The sequence below is a fragment of the Allorhizobium sp. Av2 genome (assembly GCF_021462805.2).
GTDB classification, from domain to species: Bacteria; Pseudomonadota; Alphaproteobacteria; order Rhizobiales; family Rhizobiaceae; genus Allorhizobium; species Allorhizobium vitis_G.
Map to the genome: position 1 here is coordinate 1,980,378 of NZ_CP192696.1, position 17,931 is coordinate 1,998,308.

14 protein-coding genes and 1 other RNA gene are annotated in these 17,931 nt (G+C 59.0%); 1 reads left to right on the forward strand and 14 read right to left on the reverse strand.

The window, feature by feature from the left end; genetic code table 11:
• Positions 1-361 precede the first annotated feature (361 nt).
• Positions 362-1,666 carry an MFS transporter gene (locus FS819_RS09525; protein ID WP_156546366.1) on the forward strand — a complete coding sequence of 435 codons (1,305 nt, stop codon included), beginning with the start codon at positions 362-364 and terminating at the stop codon, positions 1,664-1,666.
• Positions 1,667-1,782: 116 nt separating this feature from the next.
• Here FS819_RS09525 and murB read toward each other — a convergent pair whose 3' ends face one another.
• The 14 genes from murB to FS819_RS09595 form a co-directional block, all read right to left on the reverse strand.
• Positions 1,783-2,757 (reverse strand): UDP-N-acetylmuramate dehydrogenase, encoded by a 975-nt coding sequence (murB, locus tag FS819_RS09530; RefSeq protein ID WP_156546369.1) that lies wholly within the window; start codon positions 2,755-2,757, stop codon positions 1,783-1,785.
• Positions 2,754-4,169: a UDP-N-acetylmuramate--L-alanine ligase gene (gene murC, locus FS819_RS09535; protein ID WP_156546371.1), complete on the reverse strand. Its 1,416-nt coding sequence runs from the start codon at positions 4,167-4,169 to the stop codon at positions 2,754-2,756. Before murC ends, murB begins: the two co-directional genes overlap by 4 nt.
• Entirely contained in the window at positions 4,166-5,287 is a 1,122-nt protein-coding gene (gene murG / locus FS819_RS09540) for an undecaprenyldiphospho-muramoylpentapeptide beta-N-acetylglucosaminyltransferase (RefSeq protein WP_156546373.1), read from the reverse strand. Before murG ends, murC begins: the two co-directional genes overlap by 4 nt.
• Before the next feature lie 17 nt (positions 5,288-5,304).
• Positions 5,305-6,459 (reverse strand): putative lipid II flippase FtsW, encoded by a 1,155-nt coding sequence (gene ftsW / locus FS819_RS09545; RefSeq protein WP_015916506.1) that lies wholly within the window; start codon positions 6,457-6,459, stop codon positions 5,305-5,307.
• 1 nt (position 6,460) lies between these two features.
• Positions 6,461-7,876, reverse strand: a complete 1,416-nt coding sequence (murD, locus tag FS819_RS09550) for a UDP-N-acetylmuramoyl-L-alanine--D-glutamate ligase (RefSeq protein ID WP_156546376.1) — start codon at positions 7,874-7,876, stop codon at positions 6,461-6,463.
• Between the two features lie 7 nt (positions 7,877-7,883).
• Entirely contained in the window at positions 7,884-8,984 is a 1,101-nt protein-coding gene (gene mraY, locus FS819_RS09555; protein ID WP_060717637.1) for a phospho-N-acetylmuramoyl-pentapeptide-transferase, read from the reverse strand.
• Positions 8,985-9,036: 52 nt separating this feature from the next.
• Positions 9,037-10,470: a UDP-N-acetylmuramoylalanyl-D-glutamyl-2,6-diaminopimelate--D-alanyl-D-alanine ligase gene (locus FS819_RS09560; protein WP_156546379.1), complete on the reverse strand. Its 1,434-nt coding sequence runs from the start codon at positions 10,468-10,470 to the stop codon at positions 9,037-9,039.
• Positions 10,467-11,927 (reverse strand): UDP-N-acetylmuramoyl-L-alanyl-D-glutamate--2,6-diaminopimelate ligase, encoded by a 1,461-nt coding sequence (locus FS819_RS09565; RefSeq protein ID WP_156546382.1) that lies wholly within the window; start codon positions 11,925-11,927, stop codon positions 10,467-10,469. Before FS819_RS09565 ends, FS819_RS09560 begins: the two co-directional genes overlap by 4 nt.
• Before the next feature lie 64 nt (positions 11,928-11,991).
• A complete protein-coding gene (locus tag FS819_RS09570) occupies positions 11,992-13,740 on the reverse strand; it encodes a peptidoglycan D,D-transpeptidase FtsI family protein (protein WP_156546385.1) in 1,749 nt (582 codons plus the stop codon).
• Positions 13,740-14,159, reverse strand: coding sequence for a cell division protein FtsL (gene ftsL, locus FS819_RS09575; protein WP_156546388.1), 420 nt, complete (start codon positions 14,157-14,159; stop codon positions 13,740-13,742). Before ftsL ends, FS819_RS09570 begins: the two co-directional genes overlap by 1 nt.
• Before the next feature lie 3 nt (positions 14,160-14,162).
• On the reverse strand, positions 14,163-15,188 hold the full coding sequence (gene rsmH / locus FS819_RS09580; RefSeq protein WP_070166437.1) for a 16S rRNA (cytosine(1402)-N(4))-methyltransferase RsmH: 1,026 nt from the start codon (positions 15,186-15,188) through the stop codon (positions 14,163-14,165).
• A 116-nt stretch (positions 15,189-15,304) separates the two neighbouring features.
• Entirely contained in the window at positions 15,305-15,745 is a 441-nt protein-coding gene (mraZ, locus tag FS819_RS09585) for a division/cell wall cluster transcriptional repressor MraZ (RefSeq protein WP_156546391.1), read from the reverse strand.
• Between the two features lie 430 nt (positions 15,746-16,175).
• Positions 16,176-16,575, reverse strand: an RNA gene (gene rnpB, locus FS819_RS09590) — RNase P RNA component class A.
• 50 nt (positions 16,576-16,625) lie between these two features.
• Positions 16,626-17,819 carry an NAD(P)/FAD-dependent oxidoreductase gene (locus FS819_RS09595; RefSeq protein WP_156546394.1) on the reverse strand — a complete coding sequence of 398 codons (1,194 nt, stop codon included), beginning with the start codon at positions 17,817-17,819 and terminating at the stop codon, positions 16,626-16,628.
• Between the last annotated feature and the right edge of the window lie 112 nt (positions 17,820-17,931).

Genomic DNA, 17,931 nt, shown 5'->3' on the forward strand with positions numbered 1-17,931 from the left:
GGAAAATATTGGAGCGATTAAGTCAACAAATCCCACAGGTTGCACTTGTCGACATCGCGATTATATAAATATTTTATAAACAACAACAATGATAAAAGTCAATCTAAACTTCGTTCGTCTAAAGGCACACAGAGATGAGCCGATCGGTCATCCTGATGGTTTCCGACGATTTTCAAGCGATGTTCCCCGCATGATGATTGACCAGGAAAACACCGCTTATAGCGCCCAAATAAGCAGGACCAGTTGAAATTGCCTATGCAAATGCGTAAAGCCAACCGCTAACGACAAGTGCCGCATACTCTTTCAACATACGGCACGATTGCGAAAAACCACCATTGAACTCAAATTGGACCCACTCACCATGACTGATGCGATACGCACCGTATCGCCGTCCGCCGAGCCGCTGGCACCTGTTGCATTGAATTCTCCTGCACGAGTCCTGACGGCCAGCCTGGTCGGCACCACAATAGAATTCTTCGATTTCTACGTCTATGCCACTGCCGCCGTGCTGGTTTTCCCGGCGCTGTTCTTCCCCAACAGCGATCCGATGACGGCTCTGCTGGCGTCTTTTGCTACATTTTCCATCGCGTTTTTCGCCCGTCCGCTGGGCGCTGTGGTGTTCGGCCATTTCGGTGACCGCATCGGCCGCAAGACGACGTTGGTGGCGGCTCTTTTGACCATGGGCATTTCCACCGTGGTGATCGGCCTTCTGCCGACTTACGGACAGATCGGCGTATTTGCACCATTGCTGCTGGCACTGTGCCGGTTCGGCCAAGGCTTTGGCCTTGGTGGCGAATGGGGTGGAGCCGTGTTGCTGGCCACCGAAAACGCCCCGGAAGGCAAGCGCAACTGGTATGCGATGTTCCCACAGCTTGGCGCGCCGGTTGGCCTGTTCCTGTCCTCGGGCATTTTCTGGCTGCTGCTGCATGTGATTTCCAAGGACGACCTGATGGCCTGGGGCTGGCGCGTTCCATTCCTGGCCTCCACCTTACTGATCGTCATCGGCCTGTGGGTACGTTTCTCGATCTCGGAAACACCAGCCTTCCAAAAGGCCATGGACGCCCATGAGCGGGTGGCTGTGCCGGTTGCCGAAATCTTTGGCAAATACAAGCGCAGCCTGTTCCTCGGCACCTTCGTGGCGCTGGTCACCTTCGTGCTGTTCTACATCGGCACGGCATGGCTGCTGTCCTACAATATCAAGGTCTTGCAGATCCCCTTCCTCGACGCTCTGGAAATCCAGATCATGAGCTCGGTGGTGTTCGGCATCTTCATTCCGCTGACGGCCAAGGTCGGCGACAAGATCGGCCGTCGCAGGGCGCTGATCGGCATCACCGTGATGATTGCCGGTTTCTCCTTCCTGCTGCCGGTACTGCTAACCGCGGGAGAGACAGGCGTGGCGATCTTCGCCGCTGGCTCCATGGCCTTGATGGGCATGACCTATGCGTTGATAGGCGCGGCGCTGTCGGCCCCCTTCCCGACCAATGTCCGCTATACCGGCGCTTCGCTGACCTTTAACTTCGCAGGCATTGTCGGCGCGTCGCTGGCGCCCTATGCGGCAACCTGGCTCCAGACCAATTACGGCATGGCCTATGTCGGCTACTATCTCGGCCTTGCCGCCGCGATCACGCTGGTCTGCATTCTCGCATCGCGTAAAGGTGAAGTTTAACGTGTCGATGCCCGGCTTGCCGGGCATCGAATGCAAAGTTGAATCAGATTCTGAACAATAAAAAACGCCGCCAAGTGATTCACCTGGCGGCGTTTTTTATGAATTAGCCGTTTGGTTTATTCGCTTGTCACGCCCATGAACGGCTTCACTTCGCTGCCAGGCATGAACAGGCCGAGGCGCTTGATTTCCCATTGCAGCTTGATGCCGGACTGTTCGAACACCTGCCCACGGATGGTCTCGCCCAGATATTCGAGATCATAGGCCGTGGCATGGCCGACATTGATCATGAAATTGCAATGCAGCGACGACATTTGCGCGCCGCCAATCATCAGACCGCGTCCGCCGACCTCATCGATCAGTTCCCAGGCGGAATGGCCTTCCGGGTTTTTGAAGGTCGAGCCACCGGTCTTTTCCTTGACCGGCTGCACGGTTTCGCGGTGCTGGCGCACGGCGTCCATTTCAGCCCGGATCGCCGATTTCTCCTGCGGGAAGCCTTCAAACAGACCGCTGATGAAGATCAAGCCTTCCGGCGCTGAGGAGTGACGGTAACCATAGCCCATATCAGCCTTGGACAGGACATGCAGATTGCCCTGGCGATCCACGGCCTCGACCTCGATGACCCGCTCCACCGTCTCGCCGCCATTGGCGCCAGCATTCATTCTGAGCGCACCGCCAATCGAGCCGGGAATGCCATAATAAAACGCGAAACCACCGATGTTATTGTCCATCGCCATGGCAGCGATATGCTTGTCCGGGCAGATGGCACCAGCGCGGATGCGGTTTTCGCCTTCCAGCTCCAGTCCGCCGAACCCCTTGGCTGACAGACGGATCACCACGCCGGGAATGCCGCCATCTCGCACCAAAAGGTTGGAGCCGACGCCGACCATGGTGAGCGGCACATCATCGGGTAGCAGTTTCAGGAAGGTGACCAGATCGTCCCTGTCATGTGGCTGGAACATCAGTTCCGCCAAACCGCCCGCCTGGAACCACGTCACCCGGTCCATCGGCGCGTCCGGCGTCAGCCGTCCCCGCAGCGCATCCACACCCGGCCCCAAGCGGGCCAGCAGCTTTTCCCCATCCACCTGTTTCATTCCGATTTTCCCGAAAGCGCTTGCAATTCTGAAGGCAGCGCCGCTGCCCATTGTGTAATATTTCCAGCCCCCAACAGGACCACAAAATCACCCGGCTGTGCAATGGTCGAAATAATTCCGGCCAGCTGATCCGGCGAGGCCAGATAGCGCACATCCCGATGACCGCCCGACCGGATGCGCGACACCAGCGCCTCAGAATCGATGCCTTCGATGGGATCTTCTCCCGCAGCATAAACTGGCGACAACAGAATACTATCGGCATCGTTGAAGCAATTGGCGAAATCCTCGAATAGACTCGACAAACGCGAGAAGCGATGCGGCTGATGCACGGCGATGATCCGGCCCTTGCAGCTTTCGCGCGCCGCCTTCAATACCGCCTTGATTTCCACCGGGTGGTGGCCGTAATCGTCAAACACCTGCACGCCGTTCCAGGTGCCGGTCAAGGTGAAGCGCCGCTTGACGCCACCGAAGGTGGACAGGCCCTTGCGGATTGCTTCCTCGGAAATATCCAGCCGGTTGGCCACCGCAATGGCCGCGCAGGCATTGGAAATATTGTGGCGGCCCGGCATCGGCAGGGTCAGGTCCTTGAAGCTGAAAACACGGCCCGTGCGGCGACGACGGATTTCCACATCGAAAATCGACTTGGTGCCTTCATTGCGAACATTGGAAAACCGCACATCGGCCTGCGGATTTTCACCATAGGTGACAACCTTACGGTCCTCGATCCGACCAACCAGCGCCTGCACTTCGGGGTGATCGAGGCACATGACCCCAAAACCGTAGAACGGCACATTCTCGACGAATTGCCGAAACGCAGCGCGCACGGCGTCGAAATTGCCGTAATGGTCAAGATGTTCCGGGTCGATATTGGTGACGACAGCCACATCGGCAGGCAGTTTCAGGAAGGTACCATCCGATTCGTCGGCTTCGACCACCATCCATTCACCTTCGCCCATGCGGGCATTGGTGCCATAGGCATTGATGATACCGCCATTGATCACCGTCGGGTCGAGCTGGCCCGCCTCCAGCAGCGCTGCCACCATTGACGTGGTCGTCGTCTTGCCATGGGTGCCGCCGATGGCGATGGCATTGCGGAACCGCATCAGCTCGGCCAGCATTTCGGCGCGGCGCACCACCGGTAGCAGCTTTTCACGGGCGGCCACCAGTTCAGGATTGTCTTTCTTGATGGCGGTGGAAACGACAACGACCTCGGCATCACCCAGGTTTTCCGGCTTGTGGCCGACAAACACCTCAATGCCCTTGGCGCGCAGGCGCTGCACATTGGCGCTTTCGGCCTGGTCCGATCCCTGTACCCGATGGCCGAGATTGTGCAGCACTTCGGCAATGCCGCTCATGCCGATCCCGCCGATCCCGATGAAATGCACCAGACCGATGCTCTTCGGCATTTTCATGCTTTCACGTCCTTCATAGTCTTCACGTCCTTGCCTTCGGCAATAGTCTGAACAAGATCAGCAAGCAAGCCTGCGGCCTCCGGTTGTCCCGCACTTCGCGCCGAGGCAGCCATATGGGCCAGCTTGGCCGGGCTGGTCATCCAGTCCTTCAACAGTGCCGACAGTTTTTCCGGCGTCAGATCCGATTGCGGCACGACAACCGCACCGCCCTGACCGGAAATCGCTGCCGCATTGGCGGCCTGATCGTGATCCAGCGCATAGGGATAGGGGACCAGGACCGCAGGGCGACCAATCACGCCAAGCTCCGATACGGTAGACGCGCCGGAGCGGGAAATCACCATTTGCGATGTGGCGATCCGTTCGGCCATATCGCCGAAGAACGGCGAGACCGACGCGGGAACCTTCAACTTCTCATAAAGCGCCTTCACCCGGTCGGCATCTTCCGGCCGTGCCTGCTGCGTCACCCGCAGGCGCGCCCGCAACACATCGTCCAGAATGCAGATGGCGCTCGGCACGGCATTGGAAAAATGCTGGGCGCCCTGGCTGCCGCCAAACACCACGAGCTCAAACGGATCTCCATCGCCGGACGGCTGATAATCCGTCTCGGAGGCCGCCAACACGGCAGGCCGCACCGGATTGCCAGTCACCACGGTCTTGTCGGCATAGGCGCCGCCCGCTGGCAAGAAGCCACCGGCAATGGCCTTGACCCTGGGCGCCAGAAACCGGTTGGCCCGCCCCATCACAGCATTCTGCTCATGGATAACAGTGGCAACGCCAAGAGCGCGGGCCGCCAGCAAGGGCGGGATGGTCGGATAGCCGCCAAACCCGATCACCACTTGAGGCTTCAAGCCTGCGATCAGGGTGCGAGCGGCACGATAACCGCGCCACAAGGTCAGCAGCGCTTTCGCAATGGCAACAGGATTTTTAGAGCCGATGGTGGCCGACGGCACGACATGGATGGCGTCGGCTGGAAACTTGCCTGCATAGCGTTCGGCGCGGCTATCGGTCACCAGATGCACGCTATAGCCTCTGGCTCTCAGCTCGTGAGCCAGCGCTTCTGCGGGAAACAAATGGCCGCCGGTTCCCCCGGCGGCAAGAAGAATGAGACCTTTGGTCATGACTTAACTCCGCTGGCCTATTCTGCTGGAACGCCCTGGACCGACCTGAACAAGCGCCGCTCCTGCGAGCGCTTTTCCGGGCGGTGGCGTGTCAGCGCCAGAATGAAGCCCGCTGTAACGCCAATCGCCACCATGGAAGACCCACCATAGGAGATCAAGGGCAGCGTCATGCCCTTGGCGGGCAGCAGTTCCAGATTAACGCCGATATTGATCATCGACTGCACACCGATCTGCAGAATCAGACCAGCCACCGCAAAACGGTTGAAGTCGTTGCGCTCGCGAAAGGCATGGCCAAGGCCGCGAATAACCAGGAAGGCGAAGATCGACACCAGCAGCAGGCAGAAAATGATGCCGAACTCCTCGGCAGCCACCGAAAAGATGAAGTCGGTATGAGCATCGGGAATGATCCGCTTGACGATGCCTTCGCCCGGCCCGACCCCGAACCAGTTGCCGCGAATGATCGCCTCACGCGCCGTATCCACCTGAAACGTATCACCCTCGCCGGTCAGGAAGCGGTCGATACGGCCAGCCACGTGCGGCATGGTATAATAGGCAATTGTCGAACCGGCTCCACCGACCAGGGCCAGCACGATGATGAAGATCCACGGCACGCCCGCCATGAAGAACATGCCACTCCAAACCACCGAGGTCAGGATGGTCTGACCGAAATCCGGCTGAACCATCAACAGAGCCACGACGACCATGAACAGCAGGATGGCAAAGAAATTGCCCGGAATATCCGGCTGGCGGGCATGTTCGGCAAACAGCCAGGCGCAAACCACCACGAAGGCGGGCTTCATGAATTCCGAAGGCTGGATCGACAGGCTGCCGAAATTGATCCAGCGATGCGCACCCTTGACCTCCGGTCCGAAGAACAGCGCCAGGATCATCAGGGCAATCGAGGCAAGCAGGATGAGGACGGCGGCGCGGCGCACCTGCCGGGGCGACAGGAAGGACAGGCCGACCATGGTCGCAAGGCAGGGAATGGTAAAGGCCGCCTGACGGCGCACGAAGTGAAAACTGTCCAACCCGATGCGCTCGGCCACCGCTGGCGACGCGGCAAAGGACAGCATGAAGCCGATGCCCAGAAGCACGATGAATGTTACCAGAAAGAGCCGGTCGATGGTCCAGAACCAATCCGCCAAAGCTCCACGTTCCGCACGGCTTACCATGTCATGTCTCTCCTGAAGCCTGTTGGATCAGCATCGTCACATCGTCAAGCCCGGCTACCAGCGAAACGAAGGCTTCGCCCCTGACTTCAAAATTCTTGTACTGGTCGAAGCTTGCGCAAGCCGGGGAAAGCATCACAGCAACCTCGCCGCCCTTCCCATCGTCTTGCGCATCGGCGCTGGCATGGGCAAGCGCCCGGTCCAGCGTACCGGAAATCTCGTAAGCAACGGCATTGCCGAGCGTCGCTGCAAAGCCGGACGCCGCCTCGCCGATCAGATAGGCCTTGGCAATATGCGGAAACAGCGGCGAAAGGCTGGCAATGCCACCCTGCTTTGGCAGACCACCAGCAATCCAGTAGATCCGCTCATAACTGGACAAGGCCGGTGCAGACGCCTCGGCATTGGTCGCCTTGCTGTCATTGACGAAGACCACATGTCCCCGCCGCCCGACCGGCTGCATCCGATGCTTCAACCCTGCAAAGGAGGACAATCCGGCCTGAATCTGGTCTTTGGACAATCCCACCGCCATACAAGCGGCAATGGCCGCTGCCGCGTTCTGGGCATTGTGGCTGCCCCGCAACGTGGCGATACCGTTCAGGTCGGCAATCACCTCGGCCGCTTCACCCGAGCCACGCACAATCCGCTGGCCGTCATTGTAAAGGCCGTCGGTCAAAGGCTGGCCCTTGGAAATCCGCACGACCTCTTTGCCCGCCTCTTCCAAACGCTTGGCGATCTCAAGGCAATAGTCGTCATCGACGCCGATGATCGCCACACCGCTGCCTGAGACCAGCCGCTCCTTCACCGCCGCATAATTCTTCATGCTGCCGTGGCGGTCGAGATGGTCGGGGGTGAGGTTGAGAAGAATGCCTGCCGTCGGGTCAATGCCCGGCGCAAGATCGATTTGGTAGGATGAGCATTCCACCACATAATAACGATCAGGTGCGGGCGGCTCCAGGGTTAGCACCGCCGTGCCGATATTGCCGCCGATCTGCACATCATAGCCGTTGTGGCGCAGAATATGGCCAATCAGCGCCGTGGTGGTCGATTTGCCATTGGTGCCGGTAATGGCGATGAACGGGCAATCCGGGGCTTTCCCCTGCCGCTCGCGCACGAAAAGCTCGATATCGCCGATGATCTCGACGCCTGCTGCCTTTGCCAGTTCCACCGTCCAATGCGATTTCGGATGGGTCAGCGGCACGCCCGGCGACAAAACAAAGGCGGAAAGCCCGCTCCAGTCAATCTGGCGCAGATCCCGCGCCTCCAGCCCTTCTGCCCGCGCCTTCTCGACACTGTCGGGATTGTCATCCCAGACCGTCACCGCTGCCCCACCAGCCACCAGGGCGCGAGCCGTGGCAAGGCCGGAGCCGCCAAGCCCGAACAGGGCGACGCTGCGATCGGAAAAGCTGGTAACCGGAATCATCGCGCCCTCACCGCAGCTTCAGTGTGGCGAGGCCGAGCATGGCGAGACCGACGGCGATGATCCAGAACCGGATGACGACCTGGCTTTCCGTCCAGCCCTTCTTTTCGAAATGATGATGGATCGGCGCCATCAGGAAAACCCGCTTCTTGGTGCGCTTGTACCAAAACACCTGAATGATCACCGACAGGGTTTCCATGACGAACAGCCCGCCGATGATCACCATGACGATCTCGTGCTTGGTGGCCACCGCTACCGTGCCGATCAACCCACCCAAAGCCAGCGAACCGGTATCGCCCATGAAAATGGCCGCTGGCGGTGCATTGAACCATAGGAAACCAAGCCCGGCCCCGATGACCGCGCCAAGGATGACGGCCAGTTCGCCGGTGCCCGGCACGAAATTGATCTGCAAATATCCTGAGAACACCGCGTTACCGGCGAGATAGGCAATCAGCCCGAAGGCCGCCGAGGCGATCATCACAGGCACGATGGCCAGCCCGTCCAGCCCGTCCGTCAGGTTGACGGCATTCCCGGCGCTGACGATGACGAAGCCGCCAAAGACGATGAAGAAATAGCCGACATTGAGCAGCGCATCCTTGAAGAACGGAAAGGCGATGGAGGTCGCCAGATGCGGGCCTTGCGGCGCGGAAATCTTTGCCGCTTCCATCATGAAGAATACCGCAATCCCAGCAATCAGAAACTCGATGGCCAGCCGCGCCTTGCCGGAAAATCCCTTGTCCGACTGTTTGGTGACCTTCAGGTAATCGTCGTAAAAACCGATGGCACCAAAACCCAGCGTCACCAGCAGTGTTGCCACCACATAAACATTGGAGAGATCGGCCCAGAGCAGTGAGGAGCCAACAATGCCAGCCAAGATCATCAGCCCGCCCATGGTCGGCGTGCCGGACTTCTTGAAATGAGTTTGCGGCCCATCGGCGCGGATCGGCTGGCCCTTGCCCTGGCGCACCTTGAGCGAAGCGATGATCTTCGGCCCGAACAGGAAGACGATCAAGGCTGCCGTGAACATCGCCGCCCCGGTCCGGAAGGTGATGTACCGGAACAGGTTGAAAAATTGTACGTGGTTTGCGAGTTCGACAAGCCAAATCAGCATAAAGGCACTTTCTAACATCTATCCAAGCCCGCGACGCGGGTCCGGCATTAGCCTATTCTGGGCGGCGGGTGTCGTCCAATGGGGGATACTTGTCAAGCAAAGCCGCGACAATCTTGCCAAAACCGATGCCCAGCGACGACTTGACCATCACCACATCACCACCGTGAACAGAGGCGACGGCAAAAGCGGCCAGATCTTCAGCGGTGTCGAAAGACGCAACGGAAACGGTCTCCGGCAATTGCGCGCGCAGTGCTGCCATGGCGGGGCCTGCCAACCAGACATGCTCGATCCCGGCGGCCAGCAGTGGCCCGGCCAGATCGGCGTGCAATTCTTCGGAAAACTCGCCCATTTCCAGCATGTCACCGAGCACGGCGATGCGGCGGCCCTCGCCGCGCGGCTGGGCTGCGGCCAGCACAGCAATGGCAGCGCGCATGGAAGCCGGATTGGCGTTATAGCTTTCATCAATCAGCGTGAAGAGACCCGAGGCACAGCGCAGCCGATGGCGCTCACCCCGGCCCTTGACCGGCGACAGTCTGCTCAATGCATCGACCGCGCCATCGAGATCGGCACCCAGAAGACGGGCAGCACCCAGTGCCGCCATAGCGTTTTCAGCGATGTGGCGGCCCGGAGCGGCGATCACCACTTCACGGGTCTCGCCGTCGATGATCGCCCAGGCGGTCGAGCTTTCGGCGGCGCCATCAAATTCCGCCAGCCGGAATTCCGCCTTGGCATGTTGGCCGAAGGAATGGATGTGGGTGATGCCCGCTTCCTGCGCCTTGTGTTCCAGATATTCGAAATAGGGATTGTCGTGGTTTAAAAGCACGCCGCCATTGGCCGCGACGCCGGAAAAGATTTCCGCCTTGGCATCGGCGATCTCGTCAACACTGGCGAAATTGCCAAGATGGGCCGGCGCAATGGTGGTGATAACAGCCAGATGCGGGCGGACCATCTGCACCAGCGGGGTGATTTCGCCGGAATGGTTCATGCCGATTTCAAACACACCGAATTGCGCAGTGGCAGGCATCCGCGCCAGCGTCAGCGGCACGCCCCAGTGATTGTTGAAGGAAGCGACGGCGGCATGCACTTCACCTGACGGCGCCAGCACCTGACGCAGCATTTCCTTGGTCGTCGTCTTGCCGACTGAGCCGGTCACAGCAACAATCTTGGCACGCGAACGCAGGCGGGCGGCGATAGCAAGCCTTCCCAGCGCCTGCAACACATCGTCAACAACGATCATTGGCACGGTCAACCGGCCGAGCGCGGGCAGTTTGGCCTCGTTGACCACCATCAGCGCCGCGCCATTGGCCACAGCGATGCTGGCATAATCATGGCCGTCGACCCGGTCGCCCTTGATGGCGAAAAACGCTTCTCCGGGCTGGATGCTGCGGCTATCAATGGAAATGCCGGTAATGCCCGGTGGCATGGTGCCGACCGGGCGTCCGGTCATGGCAGCAACCAGATCTTCGATGGTCCAGAGCAAGGTCAAGGGTGAAACTCCTCCATGGCTTTGCGGATTTCGGCGTGATCAGAAAACGGCAGCGTCTGCGCGCCAACAATCTGGCCCTCTTCATGGCCCTTGCCAGCAACAATCAGCGTATCGCCGGTCGCCAGCATTGCCACACCGGCGCGGATTGCCTGGGCGCGGTCACCGATTTCGATGCCCTTCGGTGTCGCCGCCATTACCTCACCGCGAATGGTGGCAGCCAATTCCGAACGCGGATTGTCGTCGGTGACGATAACGATATCGGCCAACCGGTCGGCGATCTCACCCATGATCGGGCGCTTGCCCTTGTCGCGGTCGCCGCCGCAGCCAAACACCACGATAATTCTGCCGCTGGTAAAGGGCCTGACCGCCGTCAACACCTTTTCCAAGGCATCGGGCTTATGAGCGTAATCGACATAGGCGAGCGCGCCGCTTTTCGCCTGCCCCACCAGCTCCAGCCGACCCGACGCGCCTTGCAGCTTTTCCAATGCTTTCAGGGCGACCGAAGCCTCGACGCCGGTCGAAATGGCAAGACCGGCGGACACCAGCGCATTGGCAATCTGGAAATCACCTGCCAGCGGCAGATCGACTTCATATATCGCGCCCTGATGGTGGATTTCAGCAATCTGCTTGTGGCGGAAATGCTCGACCCGTTTCAGGCTGAGGAAATCCCCGGCCCGGCCAACGGTGCGCACATCATGACCCGCCTGCCTTGCCACCCGGATTGCTTCCGCCGACCATTCGTCATCGGCAAAGATCACCGCCGGAGACCCCTTGGGCAGCAGGGTATCGAACAGGCGCATCTTGGCGGCCATGTAATCGGCAACGGTCGGGTGATAATCCATATGGTCGCGGCCAAGATTGGTAAAGGCGGCAGCGGCAAGTCGCACACCGTCCAGCCGGCTCTGGTCGAGGCCATGACTGGAGGCTTCCATGGCCGCGTGGGTCACGCCCTCTTGTGCGAGCTCTGCCAGCAACTGATGCAGGGCGACCGGATCGGGCGTGGTCAGCGAACCGTAATCGCTACGAGTTGGGGAAATCACCCCGGTCGTGCCGATCTGCGCACTGGCAAGCCCGGCATATGCCCATATCTGGCGGGTGAAGGAGGCAACCGATGTCTTGCCCGCCGTGCCGGTTACCGCCACCATGGTTTCCGGCTGGCCTGAATAGAAACGGGCGGCAAGAAGCGCTAGCGCATGACGGGGCTGGTCGGTAACAAGAGACGGAACGGTAATATCCAGATGAGAGGTTGAAAGCACGCCAGCAGCGCCCCGCACTACCGCATCGGCAACGAAACCCGCACCATCAGCCTTAACGCCCTGCAAAGCCACGAACAGCATGCCGGGTTCAACCTTGCGGCTGTCGGCGGTTATTCCGGTGATCTCAACGTCGCCGACCGGCCCATCCAATGGTCCGGTCAGATCCCCAAAATCGCCGCTAGCGAGATCTCGCAATTTCATCGTCTACCTGTCCCCTGCCGCGCAGCAGGAGCAGAGCCCTGCGGCAACGGCGAATCAATCGTCCTCAATATGAGACGAGCATATCATTGCCCACCTGTCCGTAATTGGGTTCTACACCGAGAATTGGGGCCGTTCTGCGAATAACGTCACGCACGATCGGCAAAGCGGTAAAGGCGGAAATCGTTCCTCCACCCTCGCCGCTCAAGGGTTCGTCGATAAAGCTTAGAACCACATAGCGCGGCTTGCTCATCGGGAAGGCACCCAGAAAGGCGTTGAAATTCAGCTTGCTATCGTAGCGACCGTTGACGACCTTATCGGCTGTCCCCGTTTTGCCGCCGACATCGAGACCGGGGACGCGCGCGCCACGACCTGAGCCGTTAATGCCGTTATATTCAAAGAGATAACGCATATCGGCGCTGGTGGATGGCTTCAGCACGGCTTCTGCCACCTCGTTTGCCTGGTCCACGCTGCGTGGCAGGAATGTCGGCTGGATCAGTTTGCCGCCATTGATGAGCGCTGCACCGGCGACCGCCGTCTGCAGCGGCGTCGTTGCAACACCGTGACCAAAGGAAATGGTGACCGAACTGATCTTCTTCCACTCGCCCCGTGGCTGAGACGGCATTTTCACTTCCGGCAGTTCCGTCTTCATCTTGGTCAGAAGACCCAGGCGGTTCAGATATTCCTTCTGCTCGGGAATACCGACCACGTCGATGATCTTTGCCGTGCCGATATTGGAGGAATATTTGAAAATATCGGGAACGCTCAGGAATTTGCTCTGGCCGTGAAAGTCGTGAATCGTAAATCCACCGATTTTCAGCGGATAGCGTGCATCGAACACGTCGGTCAGCTTCACCCGACCGGTATCAAGCCCCATCGCCATCGTAAAGGATTTGAAGGTCGAGCCCATTTCGAACGTGCCGTTCGACATCCGGTTCAACCAGCCTTCCTTAGCGCCTTCCTCGGGCTTGTTGGGGTCGAAATCGGGATAGGACGCCATGCCCAGCACTTCGCCGGTCTCGACATCCAGCACCACGGCACCCGCCGACTTGGCCTTGAAATTCACCTGGGCAGCGGCCACCACGTCATGCACGATATTCTGGACGCGCAGGTCGATGGAGAGCTTGACCGGCTCAAGCGGCGCATTGCTGGTCATGCCGAGATCGGCCAGATCCGCCAGGCCCTGATTGTCGATATATTTCTCCATCCCGGCCATGCCGCGATTGTCGATATTGACGAAGCCAACAATATGGGCCGCCGTGGAACCGCCTGGATAGAAACGGCGAATTTCCGGCCGGAAACCAATGCCGGGAATGCCCAGCGCCAGGATCTGGCTCTGCTGCTTGGGCGTCAATTGACGGCGAAGCCATTGGAAATGCGATTTCGACGAGAGCTTCTTGTAGGTGTCGCGGCTATCGAGATCAGCCAGCACCGTTTGCAGCTTTTCGACGGCTTCATCCACATCGACAATCTTGTGCGGCTCTGCAAACAGCGACACCGTCCTGATATCGGTGGCCAGAACCTGGCCATTGCGGTCGAGAATATCGGGACGCGCCGCCATCAGCCGATCCGGCGGCATGATGCTGGAGGTGCTTTCGGGATGGGCATAGCCATACTGCACCAGCCGACCGCCGATCACACCATAAACCAGCGTGAAACCGAGGATCAGCAGGCCGACGCGGCGCTTGGCCATATCTGCCTTGCGCTTGCCAGCGCCTTCGAACGCGCGGCCCTTGCCGCGCGCAGCGCCACGGCGCACATCGGTGGAAAAATGGGCCCGGCTTTTCAGGAGCATCATGCGGGAAAGAAAAGTCATCAGCGTTTCACCGATCCGGTTATGACCTTATCCATCGGCACGGGGACCGGTTTACCATTCACCATCTTAATGCCATCGGCGATCTTGGGACCGCCTGTCTTGGCCGCCGGGGCCTGTACCACAGGCACCTGGGATTTCAGCATCGGCAATTCATTGGCTCGCGCCAATTGGTTAGGATCGGTCTGCTGGAGCTTCAGCTCCTGACCAAAGGTATCGGCCAGTTTTTCGAGACGATTCGGCTGGGTCAACAAGGCCCAGTCGGCCTGGAGAAGCTCGATCGTATCCTTCTCCAGCTTGATCTCGGCTTCGATACGCTTCAGATCCTGCACTTTCTCATCGGTATTGTGCTTGATCTGGTACGTCACGGCTGCCGCTGCCGCCATGGCGCCAATCATCACGATGTCAAAGGTTCGCAGCATGGTTCAGGCCCCCAACCGTTCGATTTCCGCAAGATCCGGCAAATCGAAAATGGAAAAATCGGCCTTCATGGCTGGATGTGCGGTACGAATGCCCGCACGTAGTTTTGCAGAACGGGCACGAGGATTGATCTCGGCCTCCTCTTCTGTGGCTGTCACCATTCCCTTACCGACCGGCTCAAAGGTTGCCGGGCGCTCGAACGCCATAGGCATATGGCGCGAACCGGCGGCCTTGCCGGAGCGGTCTGAAAAGAATTTCTTGACGATACGATCTTCAAGCGAATGAAAGGTGACGACAACCAGCCGCCCACCCGGCTTCAAGGCCCGCTCGGCAGCAAACAGTGCCTCGGCCAATTCGCCAAGCTCATCATTGACGAAAACCCGCAGGGCCTGAAACACCCGGGTCGCCGGATGGATCTTGTCCTTCGCCTTGCGCGGGGTCACGATCTCGATCATGCCCGCCAGATCACGCGTGGTCTGGAAAGGATGATTGACGCGACGCTTTTCGATGGCGCGGGCAATGCGGCCGGATTGCTTTTCTTCGCCCAGAAAGCCGAAAATCCTGATGAGGTCACCAACCTTGGCCCGGTTGACGACATCAGCGGCAGACACGCCCGTGCCGGACATCCGCATATCGAGCGGCCCGTTGCGCTGGAAGGAAAACCCACGCTCGGCCTCATCAATCTGCATGGAGGAGACGCCTATATCCAGCACGATGCCATCCAACCCGCCTTCGGGGGCAAAATTATCCAGCGTGGAAAACCGGGTATGGTGAAGCGTGAGATGACCCGCCCGAGAGGCGACCATGGCTTGACCGCCAGCAATGGCGTTCGGATCACGGTCGAGCGCGATTACATCGGCGCCAGTATCGAGAATGGCTGAGGTATAACCACCCGCTCCAAACGTGCCATCCAGGATAACCTTACCGGCAGAGGGCTCGAGGGCATCTATGACAGGCTCGAGAAGAACCGGAATGTGACGGACCGGTCCGCCTTCGGCTTCAGCATACCCTCCGCCAAGATCCGTCACCATTCCGCTTCTCCGTCTCAAACTATCTCCACTTTTCTTTGAAAAATGGAGATAGTCTACATCATTGCATTTGCGCATTTCAGGACGGAAAACCGGTTTCCACTTTTCCTGGAAATGCTCTAACTGGACCCCGCCCTCTTCAGACCGAGTCCCTTTCTTGCCGCCGCCTGCGCCTCGTGAAACGCCTGCGGCTGCCACACTTGAAAATGATCCGAGCGACCGACAAAGGTCACCTCGGACGCAATACCCGTAAAGTCGCGGATAAAATCCGTGACCATCAGACGCCCCTCGCTGTCGAGGCGCATAAAAACGCCACCCCCATGTACGAGAAGCGACATTTCGTTGGCAACCGGCGAAAACGGATCCTCGCCGACAATTTGCCGTTCGTAGCGCTCCAACAGATCCGGACCACCGATACTGATCGCCGGAAAGGTGAAATCCTGGAAGCAATAAAGCTCCTGAATGCCCCGCTCCACCAGAACAGCACGAAACGCCGCCGGAACGGAAACCCGCCCCTTCGCATCGATCCGGTTCGTCGCATTGGACAAGAAGCGGTTCATAACGCTTTACCGCCGCCCTTTTCCCATCTACGCGGCCCACACATCCGCATTTCCATTGATACACCCGAGCAGGCATGCCCATTGCCGCAAGGTCGAAACAGGAAAAATAGCCCTTCAGGACCTGCTTCGCAGTTTCGCATGTCGGGGCCGTTATTCGCCCCTCGGCAGTGCAATTATGGGATAACATGGGACACCATGGGCGTCAATGGGATTAGGGTTGGCAAACCAGTCTACTTCATCGGAAATTTATAACCCGTTAAGATTAATGAATGGTTATTATGGCTTGAGGGAAGCAAGCCACCCATATCCGCAGCCTTGCTTTTCAAGGCATTGAAGATAAACATAAATTAGCAAGAGAAGGCAAAAATGACGCGAGTGCGCCTTTGCTTTTTCAACCCGAAGCGACGCCTTTGAGCGGCCCGCGATAGGAAACACCAGTCGGCCTGTAAGCCGGGTTCTGTATGGCCCCGGTTTCCCGGAACGTGGCAGCCATTCATCTGGGACGATACTTGCGCACCGCCTCTCGCAACCCACCCGGATGACTGGCCCGAAAACCGGCTGTAGCGCAACTTGCGTTGCACCCGCGTCATCCCTATTCGGTCTTGCTCCCGGTGGGGTTTACCATGCCGTCCCTGTCACCAGGAACGCGGTGGGCTCTTACCCCACCCTTTCACCCTGACCCCGATAAACGGGGCGGTCTGCTTTCTGTGGCACTTTCCCTGAGGTCGCCCTCGCCGGACGTTATCCGGCACCGTGTTTCCGTGGAGCCCGGACTTTCCTCACCCTACCGCCTTTCGGCATTGGTAAAGCGCGGCTGCCCGGCCGACTGGTTCGGCGTGATTAACGGAGACATCTGGAGAAAGCCACCGAAATCATCCACTCAGACGAAAACAGGGGTGAAATCTGCATCATAACCCTCATGCGCAATCGTGCCGCGCAGGATAAACTCGGCACCCAACCGGCCAATTTCATCCGAGCTTTTCGCCGCCGCCCCGCAGCCACCGGTCAGAACGGCGATGCGCGGGCTGTCGCTAAACCCGATGGCCGGATAGCCGCTCCCCGTAAAGGAGGTCACGCAGGGCGCCATCGACACCGGCGCCTGAGCAACCCCTGGCACCAGCGATCTGCAAATGCGCACCAGATGATCGCGGGCGCTTTCCCGTCCGCCACCTCTGAACCAGGCGCGAATTTCGGCCTCGGTTGTCAACCGCAGATCATCGGGATCGCCACCGATCTTGAGATAGGTTTTACCATCCGGGTAGCGCACCGGTGGTAGCAGATAGATATGATCGCTTGGATCGGGCGGCTCGTGAATCAGTGACGGCATGCCGTGATAGGCTGGCAGATCCTGATCGGCAATTTCGAAAAAGGTCACCGTGCGAGCATAAACCGACAGATCAATCCGGCGCGGCAACAGTCTGTCCGCAATGGAAAATCCGCCTGCCGCCACCAGCACTCTTTCCGCTTTCAGCGCCTTGCCGCCTGCGGTCGTGACCACGACATAGCCGCCCTCGTCACGGGTGCCGATGGCCACATCGCTGACCAGCGTTGCTCCCGCCCGAACCGCAAGCTGCGCCTGGGCCTCGACCAAACGGCGTGGATTGACGTAGCCAGCGCGACGCGCCTCATAAATCCCCGTTGAAACAGGCTCGAAACGGAAATAGCCGAAACGCTCGGCAAGACCGGCATGATCGAAAGATTGAGTGGAAACGCCAAGCCCTTCGGCAGCGCGTGTTGCCCTGTCGACATAATCGGAATGACCATCCGGGCTCGTCCCGACGATCAGGCAACCTCTTTCGTAGTAGAACTGGATGCCGCTCTGCTGTTCGATTTCATTGTAGCGGGCAATCGACGCATGCGCGAGCTTTGCCCAGACAGGATCGCCATCGATGGTGCGGGTGATTCGCGCTTCGTCGTAATGGCTGGCAAAAACCCCTTCGTGGCTTTGCTTGTCGGCAGGCTCATCCGGCCCAACCAGCGCCACGCCATCCGTTTGCAACGCCAGGTGCCGCGCTGCCGCCGCCCCCATCATGCCACGCCCGATAATGAGATATTTGAAAACCTGATCCGTCATGCCGCTCGTCCAGAATGATTTGCCAACTGGATAGCATTATCAATCAAACTTGCCATACAGTTTGATTGATCTGACGCAAGAACCGGCAGAACCTGCGGTTCTTGCGTGATCG

Bases quoted from the DNA above. Each gene is read 5' to 3' on its own strand.
- murB (WP_156546369.1), bottom strand. From the start codon at position 2,757: ATGAAACAGGTGGATGGGGAAAAGCTGCTGGCCCGCTTGGGGCCGGGT.
- ftsW (WP_015916506.1), bottom strand. From the start codon at position 6,459: ATGGTAAGCCGTGCGGAACGTGGAGCTTTGGCGGATTGGTTCTGGACC.
- rsmH (WP_070166437.1), bottom strand. From the start codon at position 15,188: ATGGTGACGGATCTTGGCGGAGGGTATGCTGAAGCCGAAGGCGGACCG.
- murG (WP_156546373.1), bottom strand. From the start codon at position 5,287: ATGACCAAAGGTCTCATTCTTCTTGCCGCCGGGGGAACCGGCGGCCAT.
- mraY (WP_060717637.1), bottom strand. From the start codon at position 8,984: ATGCTGATTTGGCTTGTCGAACTCGCAAACCACGTACAATTTTTCAAC.
- FS819_RS09525 (WP_156546366.1), top strand. From the start codon at position 362: ATGACTGATGCGATACGCACCGTATCGCCGTCCGCCGAGCCGCTGGCA.
- FS819_RS09570 (WP_156546385.1), bottom strand. From the start codon at position 13,740: ATGACTTTTCTTTCCCGCATGATGCTCCTGAAAAGCCGGGCCCATTTT.
- FS819_RS09595 (WP_156546394.1), bottom strand. From the start codon at position 17,819: ATGACGGATCAGGTTTTCAAATATCTCATTATCGGGCGTGGCATGATG.
- mraZ (WP_156546391.1), bottom strand. From the start codon at position 15,745: ATGAACCGCTTCTTGTCCAATGCGACGAACCGGATCGATGCGAAGGGG.
- ftsL (WP_156546388.1), bottom strand. From the start codon at position 14,159: ATGCTGCGAACCTTTGACATCGTGATGATTGGCGCCATGGCGGCAGCG.
- murC (WP_156546371.1), bottom strand. From the start codon at position 4,169: ATGAAAATGCCGAAGAGCATCGGTCTGGTGCATTTCATCGGGATCGGC.
- FS819_RS09565 (WP_156546382.1), bottom strand. From the start codon at position 11,927: ATGAAATTGCGAGATCTCGCTAGCGGCGATTTTGGGGATCTGACCGGA.
- murD (WP_156546376.1), bottom strand. From the start codon at position 7,876: ATGATTCCGGTTACCAGCTTTTCCGATCGCAGCGTCGCCCTGTTCGGG.